We start from the raw sequence: 26,569 nt of genomic DNA, 5'->3' as shown, positions 1-26,569 counted from the left end.
TTGTGATGAAGTGTCTGTGATTTGATAATTGGTCTAGAATTTGATGCTTAATCAAATCTGGATTGAAGATGGCCACTGATCGATTGGGGGACATGCGCTTGTTCGTTGAGGCTGCCGACCTCGGCAGTCTTTCAGCCGCTGGACGCAAGTTGGGGTTGTCGCCGGCGGCGGCCAGCGCACGGTTGCTCAAATTGGAGGCGGCGCTGCATACCCGCTTGTTTGATCGCACAACCCGTCAACTGCGGCTGACTGATGAAGGCCGGTTCTATCTGCAGCAATGCTGGGTCGCTTTGCGCGCCATTGATGAGGCGGAGGCGGGGTTGCAGGCGAGTCAGCAGGAAGTACGCGGTAAAGTCCGTCTGTCTGCCTCTACTGACTTTGGCCGTCACCTGCTTAATGACTGGCTCGAGACCTTTTGCGCGCAGCATCCGCAGTTGAAGGTGGCGCTGACCTTGTCGGACGCTATGTCTAACCTGGTACAGGACGATGTCGACCTGGCCATTCGTTTCGGCCCACTGCGTGATAGCTCGTTGATCGCCCGGCAACTGGCACCCAACTGGCGGGTGCTTTGTGCCTCGCCGGACTACCTGGCGAGCCACGGCGAGCCGCAGACGCCGGCCGAGCTCACCGGGCATAAATTTATTCTGCTGGTGACTCCGGCGGGTCCTTTAAACACCTTTCATTTCAGGGTGGACGGCCAGACATGGAACCACAGTGTGCCATTGGAAAGCGCCTGGGAAACCAACGATGGCGCCGTGGCACGTGCTTGGGCATTGGCCGGTCATGGCATTGCACGCAAGACCATTTGGGACGCAGCAGCGGATATCCGTGCCGGGCGGTTGAAGGTGCTGCTGCCTGACTATTGCGTAGCAGAAGCTGGGGTGTTTGCGGTGCTGCATGGCAATCGGTACCGAATTGCCAGAGTGCGGGTCCTGTTGGACTTTCTGGTGGAGCGTTTCAAATGTGCCACCGAGGAACTTCTGCGCGACGTCGATGTGCCGAGGTTTTAAATGAATATGAACAGCTCTGGCTGACTTACCATTTTCGCCATAGGCGCAGCAGCTTTTTACATCTACCGTTCGCACAAGCGGAAGGTAGATTACGAATCTGTTTCAACCATCTGCCAAGCGGTACAGCGCCTGAGCATGAGACGCCGCCAGCCCAATGCGCTGCAAATTACGGCGACTCTGTGAACTTGGAAGCGCAGTTGCAGCAATCACCAGGCTGCCGTGCTTCTTTGCTTGCTCTATCCGGTGAGATATCAGCGCTCCATGATAGCCCAAGCCTCGTGCATTTTTTCGAGTGGCAGCCGTGCCCAGGTAGGCTACGCCATTGGTGGCCAGGTACATCAACGCGCCTGCAACGACTTGCCCATCAGCTTTAAGGACGTAGATTTTCAGGCGTTCATTCGACATCAGTCCTGCAAAACAAGCCTGGCTCAACTGACGATGCTCTGGCTTGGTATGAAAGCCACTCGCATGAACTGCCGCGAACTCCGGGAGAGAGTCTGAAGTGGCCTCTTCGATGTTGAATAATTGGGGGGTCAACACCGCATCCTCGATGGGGCACGCAAGCTGCAGATGCGTCCACCCCCTCAAACGCTCGAATCGCTCCTCACCCACAAAAGCGGACTGCTCCAGCGTCGAGGCTTTCCCGATAAGGGGCGTTACTGTTGAATACTCCGCTGACTCCTTGAGCAAGCTCAGCAGTGAAAGGGGGTTGCCGGTGCTGTCACCGTAGATACGATTGAACATCGGGCTAGGTGTTGCCTTCACCTGAAAGCACGGAAAGGCCCCATTGAAAAACACACGAGCACCAAAAGGATTTCCACTAACCTGCGACAAGCTCTCAACGCGGGAACACAAGTACTCGCTTTCTGCGGCTTCGATGGCATGCGCCCATTCAACATCCATGTGCATCGTCTCTTTGCAAGATTTCCAGGGAAGGTAGCGGTAAATCAACCCCTACGCACCTGGGAGGGCAGTGAAATAGATTGTCGGGCCAATGGGAGAAGTTTGGGCATCTGCCACAGAAGAGACATCGCTTGGCTTGTCGATAATCGACCCGGCTGCGTACATGCTCAAAGCCAATCCGATGTGCGATGACTTGATGGAAGAGGCAAGCCGCTATGCGTTATCCGGCCCACGCTCAAAATGAACACGCCACGTCCAAATAAAGGAGCAGAAAGGGCCCGATTCATTTGATTGAAACCCGATCTGCCCGTAGCGACGCTCACGCCTGGACTATCCATCCGCGTCAGAAGCAGCGCTTGAATCGAGCACCGGCCAATGCTCCCACTCACTGATGAAACCGGCGCCCCAGCGCATCCAGCCGCACCGCAATCGGCGGTAACCGCTCACTGCTCCTGGCCAGCGTCTCCACATCCTGCGCCGTATTCTGCGCGATGCTCTGCACCGACTGCAGCCGCCCCACAATCTCCACATTCGCCGTGGATTGCTCCCGAGTGGTCGACACAATCCGCCCATTCAACTGATCGATCTGCGAAATATCATTGCCCACCGCCTGCAGCATCTCCACCGCCAACTGACTGTCCTCCACGCAGCGCTCCACGCCCTGGCGACTGTCGTGCATGGCCTCAACCGCTTGCCGGCTGCCGTGTTGCAACCCTTCAATAATCGTCTTGATCTCCTGGGTCGACACCGCCGTGCGTTGCGCCAGGCTGCGTACCTCATCGGCGACCACGGCAAACCCGCGCCCTTGCTCACCCGCGCGGGCGGCTTCGATGGCGGCGTTGAGGGCCAGCAGGTTGGTCTGGTTGGCGATGCTGTTGATCACCTCCAGCACCGAGCCGATCTGTTCGGCTTGCACGGCCAGCCCTTCGACCGTCTCGTTAGTGTCGTGGAGGCGGGTGGCGAGTTGAGTGATTTCCAGCTGGGCGCGGCCGACGCTTTCCTGGCCACGGATGATCTGCTGGCTGGCTTGCCCCGCGTGCTCGACGGCATGCTCCACGTGCACGGCGATATGGCCCATTGCATCTTCCATGCGCTGCATGGAACCGGTCATCTGGGCGATTTCCGCCAGTTGGTGGCGCGCGCCTTTTTCCAGGGTGCCGCTGGCGTGAGCCAGCTCCTGACCGAGTTGGCCGAGGCCGTGGGAGTCACGGGCGACGCCGTCGATCAGGCCGGTGATCTGGGTCAGAAAGTGATCGAAACGGGTGGCAAGGGAGACATGCACTTTTTCCGGACTGCCCTTGACGGCCTCACCGCTGAACTGCGTGGTGACGGCGAGCATTTTTTCGAGCATTTCCTGGCTTTCTACCGCTTCGGTCTGGCTGTGCACCGCGAGGTAGAGCAGGGCGACCGTCTCCATCACCACGTAGAACGCGTGGATGAAAATCATGCTCCAGCCGCCGTGATGCTCCATCACAAACACCGGGAAACCCTGATGCTGCAACGCATGAAACACCACGTGATGCACCGCGATGGTGACGGCGGCCACCAGGATAGGCAGCCAGTCGCGGTAGAACGTCAGCACCGCCAGCAGCGCGAAGATACCGAAGTGCGATTCGATGACACCCTGGGCCTGGTTGATGTGCAACGCCGCCATCACCATCAGCCCAACGCCAAGGGCGCAACGCATCAGGCGGGTGCCGCCGATGACGCGATAGGCCAGGGTCAGCACCACGCTGGTGCCGGCGCCTATGAAGAGCGCTTGAAGCAGCGTGTCGTGCCAGAACGCCAGGCCGAGGGAGAAGAGGGTCATCAGCCAGATCAGGGCGAGCATGATGCGGTCGGCTTTGCGGTAGTGCTCGATGAAACGGGCTTGGGCAGGCATTCACTCGTACTCCATGTGGACGGGCCGGGGTGAGGCAAGCATGCGACGTGCCATACGGGCATGCGGGGAGCGAATCGGGTGTAGGGGAGCGGGGGTTGATTGATGGTAGGAGGTTATCGGCGGTGTTGGGTGGGGCTTTAGGGGGGATAAGCCAGAAGCTGCTTGTTACGAGGGGCTGCAATCGGCCAGAAGCAGTCAGTTACGAATAGCTATCATCGCGACTCAGCTACATGAGAAATGCACCCTGGTTCCTATTAGTAGGAGAATCTAAACTCACTTAGCTCGGCACACGACAAGAAGCGTGATCACCCGATGGCTTGGAACGATATCGGGGACGTGAACAAGGCGATTCAGAACCTGATTCTGAGCTATCATGCGCTCGGCGCGGAAGGGTCTGATCGTCATCCAGCTTTTTTGCTGACTCCAACACCCCCCATCACCGGCCACTTTGACCGCGATCATTGGTTTGCGTAAACACAAAACTATGTTCCAGCGACCTGAGGATCATATAAATGGCAGGCCATCGCTATCGGTAGCGCTCAATTTTCTCAAGCTCTGAGTCAACACCTAAATCCCGCACATATTCTTCATAAGTGTCTTTATATATACGCCACGCTTCTTGCACCAGCTTATTATGCTCACTAATCTGGCCATACATATGAGCAATACTTGATTTTATTTTTACCTCCTCAGATACTGGTTTGTGTGAAGCTAGGTCTTCACCAGACTCACAAAGTTCTACCAGCTCGCATACTATATTTTTTATAGCCCTCATGTAGGAATATATTACGGTATGGGAAACTACAAATTCATACCTAACTAAATCCTGATATGAAATATCTTCTATTATATGCAGATTGCTTTCAAACATTCCTTTTATATGCGTCTTCCAGCGTAATGACAAAATATTCAGCGCAGGAAACGACTCAAGAAGTTCCGATAGATGTCTAGAGTTTTTTGAAGCGCTTGCATAAACAGCCAATAACGCTCCTGACCTAAGTGCCTTTTCTCTCTCAATAGCTTGTTGACTATTTCTAATCTGTTGAGTGCCTAGATGGGCAGCCCCAAGTATTGCAGCTACAGCTCCGAATGCTTGGGCCCAAGATGCCAGGCCGGCTGAGTTATTCAACCAACTATAAAGCAGGTTCAGATTCCAAGATCCAAGCGACCACAAGTTTGCAAAAATGCAACCTGACAGAAATAACCCCAAACAAACGCACCAGACTACCCAATCCCGTCTCAAAAGACTGCTCCAATTTTTATCTATCTATTTATCTGTACCGATTTCCGACCTGCCGGCAAAGAGTGTGATGCCCGTCATCCAAATAAGCACTTCCAGAAATATACTAGCTGCTATTTACCCGAACTCTCGCTGGATTGATGTGTCGCATTATAATCGAATTAGGCTGTACTACCATCCGCTTCCACAACCAAGTAGCGACTTAGCTATTTCACAACTCTTTTATCGGTTCAAATGTTGCCGAGCTTGATAGTGCAAAAAATGGATGTTCTCCAAACCCAGCAGCGCTATGCAACTCTTTTATAAGTTCCTGACACGCTTCAAAACGGGCGCGGACTATCGATAAATCTAAATGAGTTTGCCAGCCAACAGGGTTATCCTGCGACTCTGAGTCTATGGCGAGGGTCAGTTCATGCCTTTCCGTTCGCCCATGAGCCATATTATTTCTGAACTTAAGAACGGCAGCAACTCCCGGATGTGCTTGCTCGAGACTAAGCACAGGAAATCCTACTGCGTCACGCAATATCCTGTATTTAGCCCAAACAGATTTGCTCTCTTTTGAAGGGAACCAATCCGGAATTATTTTTTCGCCTAAATGATTCAAGTATGCCTCTACCGAAAACGCGCTCATAACCATGACACTTATCAAATCAAAAGCGAAACCCGGGTCTTCTTTTTCGGCGATGCGCAAGTATCTTTTGGCGGACGCATTAAGAAACGCAAATGTATTTAATTCTTTATACCCCATATCTTTTCCTTAGTGGTTCTAGCGTTCTTAAATAGAGTCTCGGGGTGCAACTACAGCAATCGACATATTCTACGGCGCGAACGACGGGAGCCCTTGCACACACGATGCGTGCGTTGAAGTTTTATGGGCTTTCCCAGAGTCAGCTCTTGGCCGTGGGCTATCTTCCGCGAAGGGCGGCTCTGAGTCCTTTTCTACCTTCTCGTGACTGGCAGAATACGGCCAAAAGCAGATCTTTCGATCTATCGGAATTTTATAAATGATTAAAATTAGTCGAACGCCCATCAACGATAGTCATAGTTTAAAGAATCGGGATTCATAACCCTTTCAATGCCACTCTCAATCAATCCTTTTTTCAAAGCCATGTGTATTAGTAAAAAACTAGGGATTTCAAGCAAATGAGTTTTTGAACAAGTATTTAGCAGCTGTATTCGAGATGCATTAAACGGAAAACGATTCGATCTGTTGTGGCCGTGACATATCAACAGCTTTGATCGCAACTTCAAAGCCCGATGAATTACGGAGAGGAGCCACCCATCAAGCATCGTTAGCTGAATGACGTCGTCAACCAAGGGATAAAAACTCATAACCCCTTTAAAATATATCCTTTTGGCTCTACCGGACAAATAATCTTTAATTTGTTTATTGCTGAGGCCCCCATACATGTACCTGCGCACTTCTAACATGGCCGACAACAGATTGATATCTCTATTATTGGCCGGTATGCGTTGACCTGCGAGATTTTGCTGCTTGAGAGGTTGAATTAGATTACGATACAAAATATATGATATTTGTTTTTGAATTTTCTTTAGCGACTTATCTTTAATTGAAACCTTATCAACTGAAAGAGAGTATCCTAAGAAATTTAGACTTGTTTTTGCAACAATCTCAGATGGCAAACCATCTTTTGTTAAGATTGATATCCCTTCGGATTTGGCGGCATTAATTTTAACACCAGCTTGCTTGGAAAAACTATTGATAAATCCAAATGCATTGCATATCTTAGAATAATCTGGTGACCACACAATTGTATCGTCGGCATAGCGTGAAAACTTCACGCCTTCCCGCTCCAAATCTTGGTCGAACTTCCAGCAGGTTAGATTTGCCAGAAACAAGCTAATCGATGTGCCTTGGGGAACTCCAACCTTCCTCTCTTTCAGAAACGAATTAACTATGAATTTTTCTTCCGGACTTATAAAAAAACCGTTCTCCAGGAACTGATCTTTAAGGAAAGAATGAGAGATAGAGCCAAAGAAATCTGAAAAATCAAATTCAGCTAAGAAAGTCCTTTCGTTCCTTCGAAGATCAACGGAGATGTCTTGTATCGCAAAATGAACGTTCCTATCGTTGCGATAGGCATAAGAAAATGAGCTAAAACGATGTCGATTTTTAGCCAGAAGCCTATTGAAGAACAGCTTTGATATAGCCGCGTCGGGGATTTGGTAAATCGCTACTTTTCTTATTCCGCCATCAGGCTTAGGGACAGATTTTATATACGGACTATTTGGGGTGTACGTACGATCTTCTATTTTTTTTGCAATTGACCGAGCAATGCTTTTGTACTTGCTCTTCACATAAAACGGGTTATATTTTTTATCAACATCCCAATAGTCCGGCGTATAAATTTTTTTGGGAGGTGCGGCATCTCCAAGACGTCTTGCATTCCTTTTGGCTTCAAGATGCACTCTATTATGGTATTCGTGATACCGAGTAATTAATTTCTCAGCCTCCTCACGAATTATGCTTTCCAGTTGTTTCTCTAAGCGCATACTCCCTCCAAACAAAAAAGCCTGAGTTAGACTCAGGCTTTTCCACGGTATCAACCCAAGTAAAAGTAAGTTATCACATGGTTGGAAAGGCTGTGACGCCTTCCCCCCGTCAGTGCGAGCCCTCGCAGCTGAAGACCGGCTATGGCTAGTCGGTAGAAGGCAACACCGTTATCCCCATAGGGGAATCTGCGTATGATAGCGATTGGCCTGCGTCTTGCAAAACTTTTATTTTTACAGTTACTAGATAACATCGAAAAGTCAACGACACTTGTGACCTCATTCAGCAACCGGCCACTACGCAAGGCTAGTACGGACGCTTAACGGCTGCATTGGGTCGACCTATGACCCTCGCGATGGCAGCTGTTGGCCAATTGCTGCCCTAAAAGGAAGGCAGTAATCGGGGTGAAAGGGAGGCTCCAATTAGGGCTGCCCATGCTCAACCATGCGTCCATATCAGTGATACGAGGGCGGTAGAATTTTCCGCAATACTTTGCAGCGACTCTTCTGGAGCATCGCATCGAAACACTCAGGTGACCCGGAGCTGTTTGAGCGAACCATGAGCGTTCATCCGGCCCTGAAAGCATTTATTTGAGTTGATTATTGCTATATCGCACGCGTCTTGGGGTAGCCTAAAGCTCTGGTAAGTTCGGCGCTAAATTTAAGGGATATAGATCTTCATGAAGAAACCTCGCTGGTACCTGCCTCTCAGTGAAAACCTCAGCGCTTCGCTTTCAATCGGGACTGTTCCAGATGTGGTTCGTCTGTCTCGCTATGAGGTTGCGGCGATTCTATACGTGCTCCAGCTACCCAAGCTGCCCGTGCGCTCGCCTCTGGAGATGGAGCGGGTGTTTGCAAATCTGCTGACTCATCACTCTGATAAGCTGAGATCGGCTTTGGCCGGCGCTTACAGCCAGGTTGATTTTGAAGCGGGACTTCTCCAAGCATCTGCGGTCGAGATCGGTCTGATGGACAAAGAATCGGTTGCTCGCCGTCAGTACATTCGTCCCGAGGGCACCTGGAATTTCGATTATGCGAAGCAGCATACGGCTTCATTAGGTGCTATCAAACATGAGCATGTTCGCCGAAGTGGTTTAGTCGTAAAACTTAGCGATCACCAGCTTCGGTTAGTTCAGAACATTCGGGCAAACTTGGAGGACTCCATCGATGCCCAAGCTCACGCAGGCACAGGGAAGTCCTTTGTGCTGGATGAGATATTGGCTCTTATGCCAGAACGCAGAATCCTGTTCCTCGCCGATGTGGAGCCGAAGCTCAAACCCATACGGGCTCGATTCTCTGAGGATCAGGTTTGGGCTGTAACATTTCGGTGGATGGCTACAAGACTTCTGGCAGGTGGGAATAGGGCTCTTGAGACAAGGTTGGACACGATTTCCAGATTGCCACTCTCGTATTCAGCGCTCGCAGAGAAGGCAGGGATCAGCTCCATCGGTAACCGGAATGCTGCCCGTGTGGCGGCTCTTTGCTGGTCGGTAATCGCCAAATTTAGTTTTTCAAACGATGCTCGGATTAGCATCAGTCATATACCTTCCGACCAGGTCCGCTGGCTCTCGACTTCTGAACAAGAAATAGTAGCGGCAGCGGCCGGAAAGCTTTGGTTCAAGATGACAAGTTTTGAGGAAGAGGCGGATCCCCTTCCGGTCCGTGGCTACCACCGCGTGAAACAACTGGCTTTATCGAGACTTCATCTACCTGAATCTATTGATACGGTGATCGTCGACGAAGGCCATGACTTGAGCGGGCCAATGGTCGACATCCTAGACAGGTCACCTCAAACTGTAATTACTTTGGGGGACCAGTTCCAAAATCTACAAGGACGATACATGCCGCACAACGCGAGGATTCGCCATCGCGAAATGGCTGTTTCGTTACGAGCAGGCCCAGCATTGGTCGATTACATCAACCCACTTTTAGCTGAGTTCCCAGACGCAAGCGCGTTACCGTTTGTAGCTGATAAAGCGAAAGACACGGTGGTGGCTGAATACCGAGCGAACTCATTCCCTCCTGAACCATCAGTAATTCTGGTGGCCGATGAATGGGGTATTTTCGACTGGTTAATTCGCAATCGCGATTTGAACCATGGTGCCGCGGTCATTGACTGGACCAATCAGTTCGAACCATTCCTAGAGGGGTGCCTTGATTTATATATGCATGACAAGCGCCCGAGCCACGGGGCGATTGCTCGTTTTCGAAGCTGGGAACAATTACATGCGGAAATGAGGTGGAACGACGCTTTTCTCAGGGTAGAGCAATGGCTTGAAATTGTGGGTACCAAATTTGGTGTTTCCGGGCTTTACCAATGCGCAAAATTGGCTGAACTCGCTGACGGAAAACCGTTACGTCCCTTGTTGGCCGACGTATTTACGGTGAAAAACTACGAGTTTCCGAGAATGGCAGTTTCTGAGGACTTGTACTATTTTTCTGATCTTCGAAGTAAAACTGAGCTGTCCAAAAAGCTCGCATTGCTATACACCGCGATCACAAGATCGTCTGGAAAAATCTACTTTCCGGATACGCATCAGGAGCGAATTGCGACAATTTTGAGCGCTCAAAGCTTGAGAGCAAAGCCACTAAACCTTCTTCACTTAAATGTCTAAGTAATTGCTAAAGCATTGGAGTTCATACGATGCGTCGGACCAATGCTTCATTGATCTATCGGAGAAGGGAAAACACCAGATCAGTACAGATCCTTCTCGGCCACACTGAATCACCCATGGGGCCGTGGACATATCCTACTGACTGCTTATGGCCGTTAGCGGCCCCTTACGAAACGTCGTTACCGGCGAATAGCAAACGCTCCCATAACGACGTATTTCAACCATCTGCCAAGCGGTACAGCGCCTGAGCATGAGACGTCGCCAGCCCAATGCGCTGCAAATTGCGGCGACTCTGCGAACTTGGAAGCGCAGTTGCAGCAATCACCAGGCTGCCGTGCTTCTTTGCTTGCTCTATCCGGTGAGATATCAGCGCTCCATGGTCGCCCAAGCCTCGTGCATTTTTTCGGGTGGCAGCCGTGCCCAGGTAGGCAACGCCATTGCTGGCCAGGTACATCAACGCGCCTGCAACGACTTGCCCATCAGCTTTAAGGACGTAGATTTTCAGGCGATCATTCGACATCAGTCCTGCAAAACAAGCCTGGCTCATCATCCCAAGAGCGGCTGCGGGCTTGAACGCGTTAGCAATGAATCGCACTGGCAGTTCCCACATCTACCTTCGGTACGAGCGACAGAGCTGAACAGCTTCTCTGCCGGGATGGAAAAATGTGGCAGGGGTTTAACTGATCAGTGCCTCATATTCTCGCGTGGCCATTTCCTTTGAAAGTTCGCGCAAAAATTCCGCCTCGCTTTGCAGCAGCGTGACGATATTAAGGACATTACTGGCTTCGGCCGCGGTCAACTTGCGTAATAGACTCAGCAAGTCAACGGCGCAGGCCTCGTTAACGGAGGCTGACTCTATCAGCCTTAGTTGCCGTCTTTGAATTTCGTGCAAAGGATCCATCATTCAAACCTTGGGATCGGTTGAGTTTGTCTTTAGTTGACATGACCGATTTTCAGGGGGGAGGGCGGTGAATCAAATCAGACTGCTCTTAATTCACAGACCCGAATCTCAATCTGCCGGAGGAGGGACGGGCGGGTCGAAAACGGGGTGACTGAAGCTCGTGGAGCGAAACCCATGAAGCAGTGCCTGTAAGGTCGTGGCGTAGGTTGGGTCGCTCCAAGGCGTGGCAGTCCTGAGAAGGGCCTCCAACTGTCCCGCTTGGCGGGCCACATCTGGCCATTCGATACTGAGTGCTGCGCCGTGAAGACGGTGGGCTGCGTGGAGGGCCGGTTCCAGGTTGCGCAGAACCATCCCTTCAAGTAGCGCCAGTAGGTCCCGTTCCAATGCTTCAAGGATCTGCTGGTGGCCCACAGGTTGCCGTAGGGCGAAGGGGTGTGGCAGTAAAGTCAGGGTCACGCCGCACCATAACTCGATTGCATCCTGCAACTTGCCAAGGCTGATCGGCTTGCTGAGGATGCCATCCATGCCGGCATCAAAGCATCGGGCGACATGCTGGTTGCCCGTAGAGGCGGAGATCGCAATGATGGGGCAGCGCGTTTGCGCGGCATCCTGTTCGATCATGCGGAACAGGCGCGTCAGCGAATAGCCGTCCTGGTCCGGTAGGTCACAGTCCATCAAGATCAGGTCATATGTGCCTTGTTCGAAGCAATCCACGGCCTGGCCGCCGTCCCTGGCGATCACCGGCGTGCAGCCGAACCCCTCGATCTGTGCCTGCAATACCGCTTGGTTGGCGACGGTGTCCTCCACAACCAGAATGCGCAATGCCTTTGGTGCGGATGTCGCTGACCAGTTCGTGGCGGGGAGCACGGTTTCGGCCTCTGTCGAGTCGGGCGGTGCCAACTCCGCGGTCAATGACAATTCAACACGCGTTCCCTTGCCCGGCGAACTGTCCAGCGTGAGGGTGCCGCCCATTAGTTTGAGCAGGTCGCGACAGATGACTAGCCCCAGGCCGGTGCCACCTGAGCGCTTATAGGATTGTGCTGCCTGGCTGTAAGGCTGGAAAAGGCGCGCCTGGCTTTCCTGGCTCAGGCCGATCCCGGTATCGGTGACGGTCAATCGCAGCTCCTTGTTGCGCGACGAAGCCAGGTCACTGATCGCATAGGTAACTTCCACTCCGCCGATTTCGGTGAACTTGATGGCATTGGACAGCAGGTTGTGCAGCACCTGCCCAATACGTGTGCTGTCGAGCATCAACAGTGGCAGGTGGGATTCGCCATTGACGCAGATCGATAAATGCTTCTCCCGGGCCCGCAAGCGATGCAGATCAACGACGTTATGCACCAGGGTGCTGATGCTCACCGGCTCGTATTCGAGCTTGACCTGCCCCGCATCGAGCTTGGATATATCCAGCACGTCATTGAGCAGCCTCAACAATGATTGCGCGCCGTGATTGGCCAGGTCGGCAAAGTGCTGTTGCTGCTTGTCCAGCGGCGTATTGCGCAACAGTTCGACTGCAGCCACCACTGCGTTCATCGGCGAGCGGATTTCATGGCTCATGACTGCCAGGAACATCGCCTTTTCCCGCTCGTTGCGCTCGGCGCGCTGGCGCATGCGCTGGGTTTGGTAAATCGTGATGAGCAATAGCACTACCACTAGGACAATTAACGCGATCTCATGAGGGTAGTGGGACACAACTTCCCTGAGCGGCAGGTCCGGGGTGGCATGCTCGCGCAGCCAATTGGCGTGCAGGACGCGAACTTCGTCAGGGGTGACCGAGTCGAGCGTCTTCTGGATGATTGAGTGCAGTAAAGGCTCGGTGTTCCGAGTGCCCATGGCAATTTGCGACGCCATGCCGGTGAGCACCCCGGAAATCTGCAATTGGCCCTGGAACTGTCGATAGAGGAACGGCAGCAGATAGGCTTCGGTGGCCACTGCAGCATCAGCGGTCCCTTCGGCAACTTGCTGCAGCATCGTCAGGGCGCTGCCACCGATGATCAGTTTCGCCCCGGGTGCCTTCGTTGCAAGGAAATCACTGTAGCGGTCGAAGTAGGGCAAGGTCACGGTCAACCGGTCCAGCTGTTCGGCCTCGAAAAGAGGCGGGCGCCCGATGCGGGTGATGATGACCGTGGTGGTATTCAAATAGGCTGAAGTCAGCAGCAGCCGGGGATTTTTACCTCCGGGCCCATTAAGCCTGACAGTGGAGATAAGGTCTGCCTTACCGGTCATCAGTAGCTCTATGCGATCCTGGATCGAGTGAGCGGAAACGTAGTCGATCTTCATGCCGGTCTTGTGGGCAATCAGCTGCAAATATTCAGCTGACAGCCCCTTGAGGCGGCCGTTCTCCACGTATTCGATTGGAGAAAGACTGCCCACTACGGCGACACGCAATACCGGATGATGTTCGATCCAGACTCTTTCCTCGACGCTTAAATCAGGTCCGGGAGGCCGCGCGCCGGCGTTAGCCCATGTTGCGGCCATCAACAGGCACAGGCTGGTGCCCCAACGAACGCGGTTCCTCGTCATCATGTCTAGTCCAGGGTTTTCATGATCTTGAACAAGCCGTTGTTAGAGGTGACCCCAAGCTTGCGAAAAGCGGTGGCCTTCTGCGTACTGATGGTCTTGATGCTGCGATTGAATTTCTCGGCGATCTCCGTCACGGTCATGCCTTCCAGATAGCAGCGGATCACTTCCTGCTCCCGCGCCGACAAGGCCGCGCGCTGCAAGGCGTTATCACTGATCGATATTTGTGTCGATTCGTCTGGCCTGGCCGCATCGGCCACTTGGTAAGACATATCGGCACTCAAGTAAATGGCGCCCGAAGCAACGGTACGGATCGCCTTCACCAGGCTTCCCAGCCCCTCATCTTTGCCTACAAAACCGCGCGCTCCTACACGCAAGGCAAGCGAGACGGTAGCCGACTCATGATGGCTTGATAGCACCAGAATACGACAGTCAGGGAAGCGGCTTCGCAAGGCGCGAATCAGGGAGACGCCATCGAGTTCATCCCGTCCCAGAGCAAAGTCCAGCAGCAAGACGTTGGCGGGCATCGTCGCCATGCCGCGTATCAGTTCGCGACTGGTTTCATAGACGCCAACAATCTCGATGGATGACTCTTCAGCGAGGTGGCTGACAAGGCCGTGGCGTACCACTGCATGATCATCAAGGATCGCTATGCGTATGGTTTTCATGGATGCCAATGGACACTCGAATGTAGCCGGATAACTAATTGATTAAAGACCATCTCTCAATTCGGCTCCAGCAGGGGTGAAGATACCGTTTAACCCCGCCGTGATTGTTTCAGCACACGCGAGGCAATGTTTGCAGGAACAATGGACGTAAGCGCATCCCTAGGCGGTGATCATGCTCAGGAATACATCGCTCTCCATGGGCCGGGCTAGAGCGAAACCCTGCCCGGTGTTGCAGCCCAGCCTGCTCAGCAACTCGATGCTCTCGGTATCTTCAATACCTTCGGTGATCAAGTTGATATTGAACAACTGCGCCAGACCGACGATCCCCAAGATGATTTCTGAAGAGTGGGCGAACTGGCCCACCGCACGCACAAGGGCTCCGTCAATCTTCATCTCGTCGAATGGCATGCGTGACAGCAGGGACAGCGTTGCGGCGCCGGCACCGAAGTCGTCCAGGGACACCGGAAAGCCTTTGGCGCGCAACGCAGTGATCGAGGCTGAAAGGGCCAGCTCGCTGTCGGGCGCCAAGTCTTCGGTCAGCTCTATCTTGAGGCGTTTGCAAGGCAACCCCGCCCGATGCATCTTTTGCGCAAGTCTCGTGGCCAGGCCATGGGCGCAGAGCGTGCGTGCCGAAGCGTTGATGGCGATGGGGATATCAATGCCTGCACGGTTTAACTTGCCCAGGGTGTCGATCACGGTCTTCTCGATAAAGCTGAACAACAACAGATCCAGCCCGAGCTGGTTGATCATCGGGATCAGGACCGAGGGTGGCACATCCCCGTGCCGTGGATGGTGCCAGCGGATTAGGGCTTCCGCGCCGACAATCGCTCGTGTCGCCAGGTCATATTGGGGCTGGTAGACCACTCTTAATCCTTCGCCGGTGGCGAGGGCTGCCACAACCTCATCGTCATTGAGCAGTTGCTCCAGTTTTTCCTCATGTGGACTGCGCGGTGCCGGATGGGCGGTATGCGCCAATTGACTGATCACTGCCAAGAGTTTCTCGGGTTGTTGCTCCACCGCGATCTCTACCCGGATACCTGAAGCCCTGGCCAGGCGTGCATGGGAAGCCAGCGCTGCCGTCGAGACGCCATTGAGAGTGTGCGTCCAGCCCTGCTCAATGCCTGCGGTCAGTAAGCCGGGGGGTAGCGCATGCTCGGATTGTGGCTGTGCGGTCCAGACGATATGCGGAATGCTGTGTAGTAGCCCGGAAGCATTCAGGTCGCTGACACAGCACGGCAACATCAAGCTGTCGACATGGTCGGCATGAACCTGCGCGACGATGATGTCGACAGGTTGCTTGCGCAGGCGCGTCATCAACTCGCTCAACGAATCGATGTGTTCGATAAGAAAAAGGGGGCTCCCGTTGAGCAGCGTGGCTACGCGGTGGGCGTACTGCTCGTCACTGGCCAGGATGACCAGGCTTTGCAGGGCGCGCTCGGAGGGAACGATGACTTGGGCTGCCATCAGCTGATGCTCAGTGGTTGTGGTGAGGTCACATTTGAGCAAAGGCGATGTGAGAGAAATATAAGACTGGGACTAAATCGCGGCTGGACCCCTTTCTTGGGCCCGGCTTGTGCTGATCCGAAATTTAAGAGCAGTCCGATATCAGCATTGGCGAGCGCTCGACAGAATTCACCCCGATTCATGGCGGCTCGCAGCATGTGCGGGCATTACAGAACGAGTGCACGCACGCTGTCGCCAACAGCTGTTGCTTCTGCGCTTCAATGCCACTTCGTGAGGCCTCATACCTGACGATGTGTGTGCTACAGGGTGAGTTATTGTGAAAGTCACGTCGCGTTCAGTCTTGCCGTTTGCGTTCCTGCGATCAGCCCCGCTTAATCCAATTCGCCACGGGGTTCGCATGCGTTATTGTCATGCGCCTGATGCTTGTCAGTCCCGACACCGTCAACTGGATTGGGCGATATGGGGGGTGATGACCCTGACCGGCATAACGGCATTGCTGAGTGCAACTGCCCATGCCGGCAATGGTGTGCACATCAACGCGAATGCGGACGGCCAGTGCGTAAGTTTGAATGACCCGCAGAACAACGATGGCAATGCCGCGACGTATCTTGCGCAAAACCTGATCTTCAAGGATCAGGCCGGGGGCAAGTGCAATTCCGCGACTAAAGGTTCGCAGACCGATTCGGTACTGTTTTACCGTCCAGGGGGCGTTTCTGGCGTAGGGGCGACCTCTCTGACCCTGGGTGGCGAACTGTTCGTCAACAGCGGCCGGGTTATCCTCGGGCAGCCCGGCGGCAATATGGCGATTGGTAACGAGAGCACTCAAGCCAACGCCGACGGGGCTGCCATTGGTCATGGGGCCCAAGGCCTCGGCCGCTGGGGCATGGCGGCGGGGTTCCAGGCCAAGTCCCTGGCTGACTATGCCCACGCATTTGGTTATAACGCCCAGGCCTCGAATCAGTACGCCACGGCTATCGGCGCAAATACGACGGCGGCGGGAGAACGGGCCACGGCTGTGGGCGCCGGTGCATCGGCCAGTGGCGGCGGGGCTTTTGCCGCGAGTCGCGACGCCAGGGCTGACGGCACCCACAGCGTTGCGGTGGGCTCTGAGGCCAGCGTGACGGCCAGCAGTAATGAAGGGGTTGCCTTGGGCAACAAGGCCAGCGCGCAACACAATTACGGCGTTGCACTGGGCAGTGGCTCAACGACGCAAAACCTGAAGGCGGTTGCGCCGGTGACGATCAATGGCACTGCATACAGTGTCGATAGTACGTCGGCCATGGGCGTGGTCAGCCTGGGTAATGCCAGCCAGACTCGCCAACTGATCAACATGGCCCCCGGAGCGGTAAGCAACACCAGCACCGATGGCGTCAATGGCGCCCAGTTATTCGTTGCCTACGATGCGATCCAGAAGCTCGGGGATCGGGAGTTGGCGGCCACTCAGTCGGTGGCGGATGCCCTCGGTGAGGGTACTGCGGTCAAGGACGGCAAGGTGGTGCTACCGGCCTTTTCCCTGACCAGCCTGGGTACTGGCGTGGCACAGCCCACATCGGTGGTGGGGGCGATCAAGGCCCTGGATCAGGCCCATAAAGGTACGCAGGAAGCCTTGAATGATGTTGATCAACTGGCCAACGCAACGGCAGGGCAAGTTCGTTTGGCGATGGCTGAGAAATACCTGCGATGGAGCGAGGACCAGCAGGCCTACACGGCCAGCGAAGGCGCCCGCCCTGAGAGCCGAATTGCCAATGTAGCCGCAGGTGTGGCTGCTACCGACGCGGTGAACAAGGGCCAGTTGAACGCAGTGGAAAGTATGGCCAATAACGCGAACAGCCTTGCTGCCAGCGCGCTGTCCGGTGCCAACGCAGCGATGGCCACCGCTGACGATGCCCGCAAAACGGCAAGCGCGGCGCAAGAGGGTGCCGACGCAGCCCTCCAAACGGCGGCGGGAGCACGGGCAACGGCAGATAGTGCGCAGAGCACCGCCAAGGACGCCTCTAGCTCGGCCGAAACCGCACAGAAAGCTGCAGAAGCCGCGCAAGGTTCTGCCACTGCCGCGATGGGGGTGGCATCAACCGCGCAGGCGACAGCTGATGCTGCCCAAGCCACCGCCAGCTCGGCACTGGGGTCGGCAAGCGGCGCGCAGCAACTGGCTCAGGCCGCACAGGCGGCTGCGGACGTGGCGGCGAATTCTGCAACGACGGCGCAGCGAACTGCAGAGACCGCAGAAGGCAAGGCGAGCTCGGCGTTGGCCGGCGCAGATGATGCCCGTAAGACTGCGGACGATGTGCGAGCTGCTGCCGATGCCGCTTTGGCCAAGGCCGACAGCGCCGAAAAGAGCGCAGGTGTGGCGCAAGGGACGGCCAGTACCGCGCTGGACTCCGCAACTAACGCCCAAAAAACTGCCGAATCCGCCCGGGGAATCGCCGAACGGGCGCAAGGGGCCGTTGCGACTGCACAACAGACGGCCGAAACCGCACAGGGTGTCGCCAACACGGCCCTGGGCTCGGCAGCCACTGCCCAGAAGACGGCCGAAGCCGCACAAGGGGCAGCCACCACAGCACTGAGTACGGCGTCTGAAGCGCAAAAAAGCGCCGCGACAGCCCAAGGCACTGCCGATACCGCGCTGATCACGGCCTCCAGCGCCCAACAAGCCGCGAATGCTGCGCAGGGCTCTGCCGATAAGGCGTTGGACACGGCTGTTCGGGCCGGCGAAACCGCTACGGCCGCCCAGGGCTCCGCCGATGCCGCCTTGGCTGCAGCCGCCAGCTCTCACAAGGCTGCCGACGTGGCCCAAGGCACCGCTAATACGGCGCTGGACAAGGCCGCCGTGGTGCAGAAAAGCGCCGATGCCGCGCAGCTTACAGCCAATCAGGCGCTCAGCGCCTCCGAGGGTGCCGGGCAATCCGCCAACGCGGCCCAAAGCGTGGCGGATTCGGCATTGGCAACGGCGACAGGGGCGCAGACTGCCGCTCAATCGGCTCAGGATCGCGCGGATGCCGCCGTCAGTTCGGCGGCTGGTGCACAACAGGCCGCAAATGCCGCGCAAGGCACGGCGGATACCGCCCTTGGTGCTGCCTCCACGGCACAGCGCACGGCCGACGCCGCCAAATCCACCGCAGACCAGGCACTGAGCACGGCCTCCACGGCGCATCAGGCGGTCGAGAAGGCCCAAGGCACGGCCGATGAAGCGCTGATCGCTGCAGCCAGCGCTCAAAGCGCGGCCGGTAACGCCCAGGGTACCGCTGACGGCGCATTGGCTTCGGCGGCCCGGGCACAGCACGCCGCAGATGCTGCCCAAGGCACGGCTGACACGGCATTGAGCTCGGCTTCCGGCGCGCAGAAAACCGCTGAAACCGCGCAGAGCTCCGCCGATACCGCCCTGGCTTCGGCCACGTCTGCACGCAATGTGGCGGACAAGGCCCAGAGCACGGCGGACGCCGCTGGTCGCTCGGCAAACGATGCTCTGCAGGCCGCGACAACGTCACAGGCCAGCGCCGACAACGCTTTGGACGCCGCAAGCAATGCCCAGAAAGGGGCGGTCGCCGCCCAACACACCGCTGATGCGGCCAAGGCCACCGCCGATATCGCCACCGGCCAGCTCAAGGGCCTAGACGACGGCCAGACGGTTGTCCAGCGCATTGACGCGGCTATCCGAAGCGCCGCAGGTGTAGCCAGTGAGTTCGTTGCGAAGGCTCTGGGAGGAGGTTCCATCGTGGGTAGCGATGGCCAGCCGACGGCGCCGGCCTATGCCATCAGTCAGATCAATGCCGATGGCAGCATCCAGCCCGCTCCTCAACTCCATGACAACGTGGGCGCTGCCCTAACGGCTTTGGACCACAATGTCGGCACGGTCAACGCCGCCGTGAACCGCCAGGGCGCAGCACTCGGCGCCTTGGGTGAGGGCGTCCGGGCCCTGCGTGACGATAGCGTTGTGTGGGACGAGGCCAGCGGCGCTTATACCGCGGGTCGTGGCGCGGATCGCAATGAGCCGGCACGCATCGGTAACCTGGCGGCCGGTGTTGCACCAAGCGATGCCGTCAACAAGGGGCAACTCGATACCGTCGCGACCACCGCATCGCAGGCCGGCAGCGCCGCTGACGCAGCCCGGGCGGCAGCGGTTCGGGCCCAGGGGACGGCGGATGGCGCGATGGATGCTGCTGCCTTCGCCCAGACCGCCGCTGATGCCGCGCAATATGCGGCCGATACCGCTGGCGGCACTGCTGCTGACGCACGTGAGGCCGCAAACGCTGCTCACACATTCGCTAGTCAGGTTGGCCAGGTGGCGGAGCGCGCAGCAGCACAATTGCAGGGGCTGGAGGATGGTGAAACCGTGCTTGATCGCATACAGTCAGCGAACCACGCAGGCCGACAGGCATTGGCTGATGCGCTGGGCGGTGGCGCTGCCGTCAACGCGGATGGTTCGTTGAAAGCACCGGCCTACGCTGTGACCCGGATCGACTCTGAGGGTGGCCCCGTTGGCCAGGTCCAGGCCGGCAACGTCGGGCAGGCTATCGAAACACTCGACGCGTCGCTGAATGCAGTCAACGGCAAGGCCGACAAGGCCACAGCGAACATGGCCAGCTTGCGCGAGCAGGTGAACAACGGACAGGTCGGCCTGGTTCGCCAGGACTCCCTCAACCGGAACATCCAGGTGGCGCGGGACACTGACGGCGTTCGTGTCGATCTCACGGGTACGCAGGGACCTCGTGTTCTGACGGGTGTGAAGGAGGGTGCCTTGAGCGTCGACAGCACCGATGTCGTCAATGGCCGACAACTCCACGCCGTCGACCGGCAGGTCAAGCAGTTGATGCAACGAGCCTCCGGCATCGCCGTTGACACCCAAGGCCATGAAAAGGCAACGGTGTCGCCGGGTAGCAAGGCCGTGGCTATCGGGGCCAACGCCCAGGCCGGCAGTGAGCGCAGCGTTGCGGTGGGGGCAGGTGCTGTGGCCCAAGCGCCTCGCAGCACTGCACTGGGGGCTGGTGCCAAGGCCGATGCGCCGAGCAGCGTCGCGCTTGGCGCCGGCTCCCAGGCCCAGCGGGCGAATACCGTCTCAGTGGGTGCGCCGGGTGCGGAGCGGCAAATCACCAACGTAGCAGCCGCCAGCGAGGCGACCGATGTCGTCAATCTCGGCCAGGCCACGCAGATCTCCAACCAGGCCGCTGACCGTACCCTACGACAGGCCAATGCCTATACCGACAGCCAGATCAGTGCAGTGCGTCAGGATGCCTACGCCGGCATCGCGTCAGCGATGGCCATGGCTGCCTTACCTGTGGCGTCGACACCGGGCAGGAGCATGGTGGCCATGGGAACGTCGGTCTACGAGGGGCAATCAGCCTTGGCCGTCGGCCTCTCGGGGCGCACCGAGGATGGTCGTTGGGCGTACAAGGCCAATGGTTCGGGCAGTGCCCAAGGAAGTGTCGGGCTGGCGGTTGGCGTGGGTTACGAATGGTAGGTCCTGATATCGGCAGGTCGAGGGTTTGACCCTCCCTGCCGATTTAGGAGCAGTCCGATGTTCTCCACCAGCCTCACTGTCCACAATAACCCTCAGTAATCATTGCCCGCTGTCGTAGCGGCTACCACTCGTGGAACCCGTCTCAGCCATCGGATTGCCGTGGTGCCTTGTTTCGGTTCGACGCATCCGTCAATGTCTCAGGTAAGTCATCGTGAAAGTCACATTGCGTTTCGATTCGCAGGTCGCTTGTCCGCATGCTGTTCCTCTCAACTCACTTCGCTCCCTCATTCGCGGCTTCTACTGCCCCGAGTTTGCGGTCACATCACGCGGTTGGCCGACTCTCGGCCTGCTGACCCTTACCGGGGTTTCGGCGCTGCTGGGCGTGTCTGATGCCCGTGCAGGCAACGGTGTACACATCAATGCGAATGACAGCGGCGAATGCGTCAGTCTCAATGACCCCCAAAATACTTATACTGCAGGCACCGGGGCCGACAGAGCCTATTTGAACGAAAACTTGAATTTCAAGGATGGTCAGTCGGGGCAGTGTGACTCGAACGCCAAGGATGGCCAAACCGAGAGCGTGATGTTCTATCGGCCGTTAGGAACACCGGGTGTTGGTGCAACCTCGCTTTCCTTGGGCGGGGAGCTGTATATCAACGGTGGGCGGCTGATGTTGGGAGGTGTCAACGGCAGCATCGCGATTGGCCATTCCGGCATTGAGGTTGGCGCCCCGCTTGCCACTGATAACGGCTTTGCCTTCGGCCGCGGTGCCCAGAGTACAGCCGCCTGGACCATGGCATTAGGTCTTACCGCCAGGGCCCGGAACCCCTATGCACTGTCGTTCGGGAATACCGCTACGGCCTCCAATACATTCAGTACTGCATTCGGTTCGGCATCCACTGCTTCAGGTGAGTATGCCACTACACTCGGCGCGAGCGCACAGGCGGGCGGTGCGGGTTCGTTCGCCGGCGGGCGATTCGCAGTATCACGAGGGGACAACTCGGTAGCGATCGGCAGGAACGCGAGCGCATCGAACTTGGAAAGCCTGGCACTTGGTTACAGCGCCCAGGCCCCCCAGAGGGCGAGTGTCGCGCTCGGCAGCTTCTCGGCCACTGACGATCTGCGCGAAGTTACGCCCGTGACCCTCAATGGACGCGTCTACTCCTTCGAGCGCAACAGCGCGGTCGGCACGGTCAGCGGCGGCAGTGCGGCGCGATTGCGCCAATGGATTTTTGTAGCTCCAGGGACGGTGAACGCCACAAGTACCGATGCCATTAACGGTGCCCAGTTGTTCTCGGGATATGAGGCGATCCGCCGTCTTGGAACACGTGAGACCACGGCCGGTGAATCGATGGCACAGGCCTTGGGAACCGGCCCGCTCGCCCAGGGCAATCGGATAGTACCGACACCTCTTGTACTGACCAGCCTTGCCCCGGGAACACCGCCGCCCACCACGCTGTTGGGGGCTCTGGCGGCCTTGGACAAAGCGCACAACGTCACTGATGACCGCATGGGTGAAGTGTTCGATTCCGTCATGGACATCTCGGAAAAATCCCAGGTGTTGAGGGCGACCAGGAGGTTCTACTGGAACCCCCAGACGGGTGCGTATGACGCCGACAGGGACGCTGGCGTGCCCACGTCGATTATCAATATGGCTGCCGGCGTGGCGGTAACGGATGCTGTCAACAAAGGTCAGTTGGACAGCGTTGAAAGCAGCGCCTTGCGTGCACAACAGGCGGCCGGCACCGCCACTGCTGCTGTGGACAAGGCTCATCAGGTGTCGTTGGCGGCAAAGGAGGCCGCCGACTCATCGTTGGCACAGGCCAACAATGCCTCCCAGGAGGCAGCGGGTGCCCTTGACGCCGCCAATCAAGCCCAGGGCAGCGCCGGCGCGGCGGCAAGCGCCGCCAGCAAGGCCGGTACGACCGCCGCCAACGCGCAAGCGGTAGCTGAGCGTGCCGACGTTGCGGCCGCAAGCGCTCAGCATTCGGCCCAGACCGTCCAAGGCGCCGCCACACAGGCACACGCCAGCGCTACGACGGCGCAGGCTCTGGCCAGCGCGGCGCAAACCCGTGTCAAGGAAGTGGGAGATGTCGTGGACAAGGCTGCAGCTGCCGCGACAGCTGCCCTGCGCTCGGCTGATGCCGTCTCGGATGCGGTCACTTCGGCGCAGGCCGCTGTAGCGGATGCACAAGACCGGACGGACCAGGCTGCCACTGCGGCTTCAAGTGCACAGGAGAGGGCCGATGGTGCACAGCGCGCTGCGGATGCGGCCTTGCTTGTGGGCAGGGAGGCCGACGTGGCCGCTGAAACCGCGCAAGCCACTGCCGGCCAGACCCTGAACGCGGCGAACGCGGTACAGGATGCAGCGGCTACCGCTCGTGAAATCGCCGATCGGGCTGCGGGGCTCGCGTCGACCGCCCAGGGTGCCGGTGAGGTCGCCAAGGACATGGCTGACGGAGCTCAGGACACGGCTGCGGGCGCACTCAGCGCGGTCGACTCGGCGCAGGTTTCAGCCAACGCCGCACTGAACGCGGCGACCGCCGCCCAGACAACGGCAGCCACCGCCCGGCAAACAGCTGACACGGCAGGTGCAGCGGCCGTCACAGCGCAAACCGATGCGCAGAATGCCCAAGGGACCGCAAAAAACGCTCACGAAACCGCCGCTTCTGCTCAAGACCTGGCCGATGTCGCCCAGCGTGGTGCAGACAGCGCGTTGGGTGCGCTGGAAAACGCTCAGGCCATCACCGACGGGGCCCAAGGCACTGCCGACCTCGCGTTGTCTTCAGCCTTGCAGGCGCAGCGGTCTGCGGATGCCGCGCAAAACACTGCAGGCGCTGCGCAGGGCTCGGCTGCCAGTGCGAATATCACTGCCATGGCCGCACGCAACAGCGCCGATACCGCATTGGGCGTCGCGTCGACAGCACGAGAAGCAGCCAGCGCTGCCGACACTACCGCCAGCCGGGCGCTGAGCCTCGCCACCGTCGCGCATGCTTCTGCGCAGGCGGCTCAAAGCCGTGCCGACACCGCTTCCGACGCGGCGTCCGGCACACAGCATGCCGTGCTGGAGACTCAAGCCAACGCTGAAGCTGCGTTGGGTGCGGCATCCACCGCTCAGACGGCTGCGCAGACCGCGCAGAGCGCCGCCGACCATGCGTTGCTGAGCGCCTCGCAGGTCAATCAGAAGGCCCTGGCTGCCCAGAGCCGCGCCAATGCGTCTCTGGATGCGGCAAACACGGCACAGCGTTCGGCCGACACGGCCCACACCACAGCACAGCAAGCGAACAGCGCCAGCATCGATGCGATGAGTGTCGCCGTCGTAGCGCAGTCCGACGCCGACCAGGCGCAAGGCGTAGCGACGCAGGCAAGTCATCGAGCCGCTGCAGCACAAACGACAGCCGGCACGGCGTTAAGCGTCGCGTCGGTCGCTCAGCGAACGGCCGATAATGCCCAGGGCACTGCCAACGCCGCCCGGTCCACCGCTGATGTGGCTGCGATTCAGCTCGGCGGCCTGGACGGCGGGCAAACGGTGGTAGAGCGCCTGGACTCGGCGGTAAAAGCCGCTGCGGGCGTGGGTCGCGAGACCATCACTCGGCTGCTCGGAGGTGGCGCTACCGTGGACGCTGAAGGCCAGCCCACGGCACCTGGCTATAACATCCCCCTGATCGCAGCCGCTGGCAGTGCTCAGCCTGCAACCAGCCACGACAATGCAGGTGAGGCGCTGCACGCGGTGGCGGGCAATCTCTCCACGCTCAACGATGCCGTGCGTACCCAGGCCACTGAGCTAGACGCGCTGGTGGATAACATCCAGGGCCTGCGCGATGACACGTTGCAGTGGAGTGGTATCGACGGGGTCTACAACGCAGGCCGCGGTTCAGCCAGCGAGCCGGCCCGCATCGCCCGGTTGGCTTCCGGTAGCGCACAGGCTGATGCGGTGAACAAGGGTCAGTTGGATGACGTTGATCGCGCGGCGGTGGCAGCCCAGAGTGTTGCCCTGGCTGGGAAAACCATGGCTGACCAGGCGCAAAGCGTAGCCGTCGGTGCGACAGGCGTCGCTGCCATTGCACAGAGCCGCGCGGAGGCGGCCAAGGGCAGTGCCGAGGCCGCACAATCCGCTGCTGCTACTGCCCGTGATGGCGCCAGCGCAGCGCACGCCAGTGCAACTCTTGCCGGCCAGGTCGCGGACCAGTCAGCCGCCAGGCTGCAAGGTATCGCCCAAGGCGAAACGGTTCTCGGGCACATCCAGGTCTCCGCTAAAGCACATGACCAGTTCCTGGCTACCGCCATGGGCGGCGGCGCGAACGTGAACGCCGACGGTTCGACGAGCCCTTCCACCTATGCAGTGACGCAGTCTGGCCAGAACGGTGCCGAGGCTCAGTTGATCAAGGTCGACTCCATCGGGCAGGCATTCGGTCTACTCGATGACCGTATGGTGGCTACCGACGACCAATCGAATGCCATCAATGCGCAAGCCGAGACACTGCGCAAACAGATGGACAACGGTGAGGTGGGGCATGTACGCCAGGATCCGGTTAGTCGTGACATACAGTTGGCCGGTATTGCTGATGGCGCCCAGGTCGCTATCAGTGGCAGCCAAGGCTCGCGCACGTTGGGTGGCGTTGAGGACGGCGAGGTTAGTTCCACCAGCCTCGATGCTGTCAACGGGCGCCAACTTGAGGCAGTGAATCAGCAGGCCAAACAATTGGGCCAGCAGTCTTCCGGCATTGCCGTGGATGCGAGCGAAGCCGGCGACAACGTATCCACGCGTCCGGATAGCCAATCGGTTGCGCTCGGGGCACAGACTCAAGCCGAAGGCGAGCGCAGTGTCGCCACCGGTGCTGGCGCAACTGCTCAGGCGAAACAGAGTACTGCGGTGGGTTCGCAAGCAGGCGCCAACGCGACAAATAGCGTGGCGCTGGGGCCGGGGTCCCAAGCCACACGTGCCAGTAGCGTGGCAGTCGGTGCGTATGGCGCCGAGCGTCAGATCAGCCATGCAGCAGAGGCTGTGCAAGGCACGGACGCTGTCAATTTCCGCCAGGCAACTCGGCTTTCGAACCAAGCCGCCAATCGATCGCTAACTGAGGCCAACGATTATACCGACCGCCGCGTCGGCAGCCTGCGGCAGGACGTCTACGCCGGTATTGCGGCTGTGATGGCCACCGCCGGGTTACCTGTTGCGTCGTCGTCGGGCAAGTCGATGGTGGCTATGGCAACGGCTGTGTACGAGGGTGAGCCCGCTTTGGCCATCGGGTTGACGGCGCGCTCCAGGGGGGGGAAGTGGACCTATCGTGCGACAGGTGCGGGCACCGCGCAGGGAGATTTCGGACTTACGTTGGGGCTTGGTTATCATTGGTAGTGCACTAGCTGCCAATATGGCACAGCGGTAGCTTCCGGCCATAA

At 57.7% G+C, this 26,569-nt stretch carries 13 protein-coding genes and 2 pseudogenes; 5 read left to right on the top strand and 10 right to left on the bottom strand.

Going from position 1 to position 26,569, the window contains the following annotated elements:
* Positions 1-68: 68 nt before the first annotated feature.
* On the top strand, positions 69-1,010 hold the full coding sequence (locus HX811_RS04855; RefSeq protein ID WP_177036102.1) for a LysR family transcriptional regulator: 942 nt from the start codon (positions 69-71) through the stop codon (positions 1,008-1,010).
* Positions 1,011-1,112: 102 nt separating this feature from the next.
* On the opposite strand, the gene HX811_RS04850 is transcribed toward HX811_RS04855, so the two are convergent.
* From HX811_RS04850 to HX811_RS04830, 5 genes are all read right to left on the bottom strand, one after another.
* On the bottom strand, positions 1,113-1,913 hold the full coding sequence (locus tag HX811_RS04850) for a GNAT family N-acetyltransferase (RefSeq protein WP_177045007.1): 801 nt from the start codon (positions 1,911-1,913) through the stop codon (positions 1,113-1,115).
* Positions 1,914-2,298: 385 nt separating this feature from the next.
* On the bottom strand, positions 2,299-3,795 hold the full coding sequence (locus HX811_RS32120; protein ID WP_177045005.1) for a methyl-accepting chemotaxis protein: 1,497 nt from the start codon (positions 3,793-3,795) through the stop codon (positions 2,299-2,301).
* 526 nt (positions 3,796-4,321) lie between these two features.
* Entirely contained in the window at positions 4,322-5,005 is a 684-nt protein-coding gene (locus HX811_RS04840; RefSeq protein WP_157955055.1) for a hypothetical protein, read from the bottom strand.
* Between the two features lie 241 nt (positions 5,006-5,246).
* Positions 5,247-5,783 (bottom strand): hypothetical protein, encoded by a 537-nt coding sequence (locus tag HX811_RS04835; RefSeq protein WP_157955054.1) that lies wholly within the window; start codon positions 5,781-5,783, stop codon positions 5,247-5,249.
* A 281-nt stretch (positions 5,784-6,064) separates the two neighbouring features.
* Positions 6,065-7,549, bottom strand: coding sequence for a reverse transcriptase domain-containing protein (locus tag HX811_RS04830; RefSeq protein WP_177045003.1), 1,485 nt, complete (start codon positions 7,547-7,549; stop codon positions 6,065-6,067).
* A 677-nt stretch (positions 7,550-8,226) separates the two neighbouring features.
* On the opposite strand from HX811_RS04830, the gene HX811_RS04825 reads away from it, so the two are divergent.
* On the top strand, positions 8,227-10,161 hold the full coding sequence (locus HX811_RS04825; protein ID WP_177045001.1) for a hypothetical protein: 1,935 nt from the start codon (positions 8,227-8,229) through the stop codon (positions 10,159-10,161).
* 17 nt (positions 10,162-10,178) lie between these two features.
* Positions 10,179-10,271: pseudogene (locus tag HX811_RS04820) on the top strand (integrase); the annotation flags it as partial.
* Positions 10,272-10,378: 107 nt separating this feature from the next.
* On the opposite strand, the pseudogene HX811_RS04815 reads toward HX811_RS04820, so the two are convergent.
* From HX811_RS04815 to HX811_RS04795, 5 genes and pseudogenes are all read right to left on the bottom strand, one after another.
* Positions 10,379-10,708, bottom strand: a pseudogene (locus HX811_RS04815) (GNAT family N-acetyltransferase); the annotation flags it as partial.
* A 129-nt stretch (positions 10,709-10,837) separates the two neighbouring features.
* A complete protein-coding gene (locus tag HX811_RS04810) occupies positions 10,838-11,062 on the bottom strand; it encodes a hypothetical protein (RefSeq protein WP_065904340.1) in 225 nt (74 codons plus the stop codon).
* A gap of 108 nt (positions 11,063-11,170) precedes the next feature.
* Positions 11,171-13,588, bottom strand: a complete 2,418-nt coding sequence (locus HX811_RS04805) for an ATP-binding protein (protein ID WP_177044999.1) — start codon at positions 13,586-13,588, stop codon at positions 11,171-11,173.
* 2 nt (positions 13,589-13,590) lie between these two features.
* Positions 13,591-14,250 carry a response regulator transcription factor gene (locus HX811_RS04800; RefSeq protein WP_177044997.1) on the bottom strand — a complete coding sequence of 220 codons (660 nt, stop codon included), beginning with the start codon at positions 14,248-14,250 and terminating at the stop codon, positions 13,591-13,593.
* 159 nt (positions 14,251-14,409) lie between these two features.
* On the bottom strand, positions 14,410-15,714 hold the full coding sequence (locus tag HX811_RS04795; RefSeq protein WP_177044995.1) for an EAL domain-containing protein: 1,305 nt from the start codon (positions 15,712-15,714) through the stop codon (positions 14,410-14,412).
* A gap of 469 nt (positions 15,715-16,183) precedes the next feature.
* On the opposite strand from HX811_RS04795, the gene HX811_RS04790 reads away from it, so the two are divergent.
* On the top strand, positions 16,184-21,169 hold the full coding sequence (locus HX811_RS04790) for a YadA-like family protein (protein WP_177044993.1): 4,986 nt from the start codon (positions 16,184-16,186) through the stop codon (positions 21,167-21,169).
* Positions 21,170-21,380: 211 nt separating this feature from the next.
* Complete coding sequence (locus HX811_RS04785) at positions 21,381-26,525, top strand: YadA-like family protein (protein WP_177044991.1); 5,145 nt, start codon at positions 21,381-21,383, stop codon at positions 26,523-26,525.
* The last annotated feature ends 44 nt before the right edge of the window (positions 26,526-26,569 follow it).

This window comes from Pseudomonas sp. F8002 (genome assembly GCF_013385495.1).
Classification (GTDB): domain Bacteria; phylum Pseudomonadota; class Gammaproteobacteria; order Pseudomonadales; family Pseudomonadaceae; genus Aquipseudomonas.
Note: the sequence above shows the minus strand (reverse complement) of the source record. Positions and strands in the feature narration are given on the sequence as shown.